Annotated in this window: 5 protein-coding genes; 1 reads left to right on the top strand and 4 read right to left on the bottom strand. The window is 61.5% G+C overall.

Annotated features, from left to right (window positions below; genetic code table 11):
• From B4E36_RS07520 to B4E36_RS07510, 3 genes are all read right to left on the bottom strand, one after another.
• On the bottom strand, positions 1-451 hold a 451-nt coding region (locus B4E36_RS07520; RefSeq protein WP_345900187.1), incomplete at its 3' end, for a class I SAM-dependent methyltransferase.
• 28 nt (positions 452-479) lie between these two features.
• Positions 480-1,124, bottom strand: coding sequence for a DsbA family oxidoreductase (locus tag B4E36_RS07515; protein ID WP_292059766.1), 645 nt, complete (start codon positions 1,122-1,124; stop codon positions 480-482).
• 169 nt (positions 1,125-1,293) lie between these two features.
• Positions 1,294-3,111 (bottom strand): extracellular solute-binding protein, encoded by a 1,818-nt coding sequence (locus B4E36_RS07510; RefSeq protein ID WP_292059764.1) that lies wholly within the window; start codon positions 3,109-3,111, stop codon positions 1,294-1,296.
• A gap of 258 nt (positions 3,112-3,369) precedes the next feature.
• Here B4E36_RS07510 and B4E36_RS07505 point away from each other — a divergent pair, with 258 nt between their 5' ends.
• Entirely contained in the window at positions 3,370-4,014 is a 645-nt protein-coding gene (locus tag B4E36_RS07505) for an invasion associated locus B family protein (RefSeq protein WP_018063302.1), read from the top strand.
• Positions 4,015-4,085: 71 nt separating this feature from the next.
• On the opposite strand, the gene hspQ is transcribed toward B4E36_RS07505, so the two are convergent.
• Positions 4,086-4,415, bottom strand: coding sequence for a heat shock protein HspQ (gene hspQ / locus B4E36_RS07500; protein ID WP_292059760.1), 330 nt, complete (start codon positions 4,413-4,415; stop codon positions 4,086-4,088).
• Positions 4,416-4,455 lie beyond the last annotated feature (40 nt).

Below are 4,455 nucleotides of genomic sequence, written 5' to 3'. Positions count from 1 at the left end.
CCTCCGGGGCGAGAAGATTGGGGGGCTGTGCGGAAGAGTCATATGCGAGCTTCTTGAGGTTCTCTGAGAGCACGGAGCCACTCCGTTCTCGCTCGATAAGGCACGTAGCGATCTCCACACCATTGAGCGCGGCGTTGAGCGAAGCAGCCTCCAGCGCCAGCGGATCGATATCGCAGGCGATCACCTCGCGCGCGCCGGCTTTCGCCGCCGCGATCGCGACGAGGCCCGATCCGGTTCCGTAGTCAATCACGGTCCGGCCACGGACGCAATCCGGCTCCGCTTCGATATGATGCGCCAGTGCCAGCCCGCCGGCCCAGACATGCGCCCAATAGGGTGAAAAGCCGTTGTCGAGCTCGGCTAGCAAGCGCCCCAGCCCGCTTTTTTCGTTGGCGAGGTGAAGCCGGAGCGACGAAAGGCCCGGAGCCGGGGTGACCGGCAGCCGGGCCTTCACGATTTCCCGAAAGGCTTTCAAACGCGGGTCAGGCGGCGGCAAGCTGCGTCAGCGCCTGCTGCATCACCTCGACGGGCTGCGCGCCGCTGACGGCATATTTGCCGTTGAACACGAAGAACGGCACACCGGTGACGCCCATTTCCTGGGCATTGGCGATTTCGCCGCGCACCATCTCCTTGTCGGCATCGCTCGCCAGCAGCTTGGCCACCATTTCCCGGTCCATCCCGGCCTCGGCGGCGATATCGGCCAGCACCTTGTGGTCGCCGATATTGCGGCCTTCCTCGAAATTGGCGCGGTAGAGCCGGTCGACCACCTCGTTCTGCATGGCGATGCTCTCGGTATGGGCCCAGAGCAGCAGGCGATGGGCGTCGAGCGTGTTGGGGCGCACCAGAATCCGGTCGAAATGGAAGGTGATGCCGAGTTCCTTGCCGAGCGCCGTTATCTGCGCATGCATCTCGTCGCGCCGTTCGGCGCTGCCGAGCTTTTCGGCGAGCATCGCCTGATTGTCCACGCCTTCCGGCGGCACGGTCGGATCAAGCTCGAACGGACGCCATTGCACGGCGACCTCGACATTTTCGGGCAGCGACTTGATCGCCTTGTCGAGACGCGCCTTGCCGAGGTAGCACCATGGGCAGACAACATCGATAATGGCATCGACTGTGACGGTAGACATGCCGTTCCTTTCTTTAGAGTGCGGGTCGCATTGCTGCGCTTGGACTGCTGGCTATAGCCTCATCCATTTTTCGTGTCATGCTCGGGCTTGATCCGAGCATCCAGGCCATACGGAGAACGCCGCCTGGACCCTCGGGTCAAGGCCGAGGGTGACGCTGAGAGGTGCGGCCTCACTGCGCGGTCTGGTCCCACCAGGTGGGAAGCTGATAGCCGTAGATAGGTGTCTCAGTCGGATGTTCAATCGTCGCCCAGCGCGCCACCCACTGGCCCTCGCGGTGATAGAGCGGCAGCATGTAATGGCCGTTGACCAGAAGCCTGTCGAAGGCGCGTACGGAATCGGTGAAATGGTCGGTCGAGCGGGCCTCCAGCATGTCATTGATCATCCGGTCGACATCGGCGCTGGCGACGCCGGCGAAGTTGAACGTGCCCTCGACATCGCGCGAGCGGCTGTCCCAGCGCCAGATCTGTTCCGCGCCCGGCGACAGCGATGACTGATACCAGAAGCCCGGCGCCAGCAGCACGATCATGTCGTAATCGAAGGTATTGAGCCGCTTCTGGTACTGGGCGTCATCGACGGTGCGGATCGAGAGAGCGACGCCGATCAGGTTCAGCGTGTGCTGGTAGGCGAGCGCCAGCTTTTCCTGGCCCTCATTGGTGGTCATGATCTCGAAGGCAAGCGGCTTGCCGTCCGGCCCGGTCATCTTGCCGTTGGCGATCCTGTAACCGGCCTCGCCAAGCAGCTTGACGGCGGCCGCCAGCACCTTGCGGTCGGCCCCGGACCCGTCAGTCACCGGCATGGCGTAGTCGCCGGCAAGTATCGCCGGATCGATCACGTCGATCGCGTCGCCAAGCAGCTCGCGCTCGGCTTCGCTTGCCGGATTGCCAAAGGCGCCGAGCGCGGAGTTCTGCCAGTAGCTCTGCGTGCGCTGATAGGCATTGTTAAACAACGTCTTGTTGACCCATTCGAAATCGAACACGTCGGACAGCGCCTTGCGGACCCGGGCATCCTCGAATTTCGGCCGACGGGTGTTGAACACGAAGCCCTGCATGCCGGTCGGCGTCTTCGGGTGGAACTCATCCTTCACCACCTTGCCTTCAGCGGCGGCGGGAAAATCATAGGCGCGGGCCCAATGGCTGGGGTCGTCATCGAGATAGACATCGACCGCGCCCTTCTTGAAGGCCTCGAACAGGGTCGAATCCTGGAGGTAGTAGTCGATCGTGACCGTGTCGTAATTGGCAAAGCCCACCATCGAGGGCGCGTCCTTGCCCCAGTAATCGTCGCGGCGCTCGTAGACGATCCGCTGTCCGGGCTCGACCTTGGCAATGGCGTAGGGGCCGGAGCCGACCGGCGTCGTCATCGTATCGGTGTCGAAGGTTTCAGGATCGATCGCATGCTGCGGCAGAACCGGCATCAGCGCGAAGATCAGCGGCGTTTCGCGGTTGGCATCGGCGTTGAAGGTGAATTTCACGCTGTTGTCGCCGACCTTTTCCATGGTCTCGACCAAGGCGAGGCGGCGATTATAGGGCGGGCGTCCCTTGTCCTTCAACAGGTTGAAGGTGAAGATGACATCATCGGCGGTCACCGGTTCGCCGTCCGACCATTTGGCATCCGGGTTCATGTTGAACTGGACATAGCTGCGGTCATCGTCCCATTCCGCGCTCTCAGCGAGCAGGCCGTAAAGCGTGAACGGCTCGTCGCGCGAGCGCTGCATCAGCGGCTCGATTACCAGATTACCCAGCACCTCGTCCCACAGCCCGCGGGCGGAGGAACGCATGCCCTTCAGCACGAAGGGGTTCAGCGCATCGAACGATCCGACCACGCCATAGGTGATCGCGCCGCCCTTCTTGACATCGGGATTAACGTAGCTGAAATGCTGATAATCCGCGGGCAGGGCGGGTTCGCCATGCATGGCGATGCCGTGAACGGGTTCGGCCGCGGCCGCGCCAGAAAGTGCCGCGGAGAGGAGGAGAGTAGCAAGAAAGCGCATCGATTCGCCCTGTCGTGTCCATTCGTGGAAGAATGGTACCATGGCCGCTGACAAAGCTGAAATAGCCCCGAAACCGGCCATGAAATCGCGCCAGCGCGCAAATTTTGGGTGCCGAGGGGGTAGATTGGCGTCCAATGTGGCGATATCAGAGGAAACACTGGCGGTTGAGGCCCGAAACAGGGACGCTTTGCCGCATTTCGGTAACAATAGCGATGCAGGGTCCCCGGACCTTACGCAGATGAACCAGGAGAGATTTTGATGCTTTCACGCGCCAGTATTATCAAGCGTGTCGCGGTTTGCGCCTTCACGATTGCGGGCCTTTCGGCCGCCGGCGCTTCGGCTCAGGAACAACAGCAGCCCCAGCCCCAGGCTGGCGCGGCTCCCACGCAGGGCTGGTTCAAGACCTGCAACGACAACGGCAATGGCGGCGTTTGCATCGTGCAGAACTATGCCCGCGCCGAAAACGGTCAGGTGCTGACCGCCGTCGGCCTGATCCAGCCGCAGGGCGGCAACGGCCAGTCCATGATCCAGGTGACCGTGCCGACCTTCCGGCTGATCCCGGCCGGCGTGCAGATGCAGATCGATACATCCGCGCCGCAGAAGCTCGATTACGCCATCTGCACCAATGAGCAGTGCATTGCCCAGGCGCCGCTCAACGACACGCTGGTTGCCGCCATGAAGCGCGGCGGCAAGGTGACTTTCACCTCGGTCAACATGCGCCAGCAGCCGAACCCGGTCGACCTGACGCTTTCCGGCTTTACCGCCGCCTTTGACGGCGACCCGATCAGCCAGCCCGATCTGGTCGAAAGCCAGCGTAACCTGGACGAGTCGATCAAGAAAATGGCCGTCGATCGCCGCAAGAAGATCGAGGAAGCCCAGCAGAACGCAACCACGGGCAACTGATATCCAGTCTTTCCCAAACGAAAAGGCCCGGCTGAAAATCTCAGCCGGGCCTTTTTGCTGTTTGCGTCCACTCAATGCGTGCTGGCAAAGCGCGGCGCCAGATGGCCGCTGTCGGTTACCATGAATATTTCCCCGACCTGCGGGTTGCGCAACGGCTCGCCGCTCATGTCCAGCTCGAGATTGCCCTCGGAGACATAGGCGACGTAGCCCTTTTCGTCATTCTCGGCCACGAGATGGTAGAACGGCTGATCCTTCTTGGGTCGGATTTCCGGCGGAATGGAATTGTACCATTCTTCGGAGCGGGAGAACTCCGCGTCGACATCGAATATCACGCCCCGAAAGGGAAGCGCGCTATGGCGGACGATATCGCCGATATTGTATTTCGCTTCGCGTATTTTCATGAGCATTTCCTTTCGTATTCTATATGGAAATGCGTTTTGC

This window comes from Martelella sp. UBA3392 (assembly GCF_002358775.1).
GTDB lineage: Bacteria > Pseudomonadota > Alphaproteobacteria > Rhizobiales > Rhizobiaceae > Martelella > Martelella mediterranea.
This window is presented reverse-complemented; position numbering and strand designations above follow the sequence as displayed.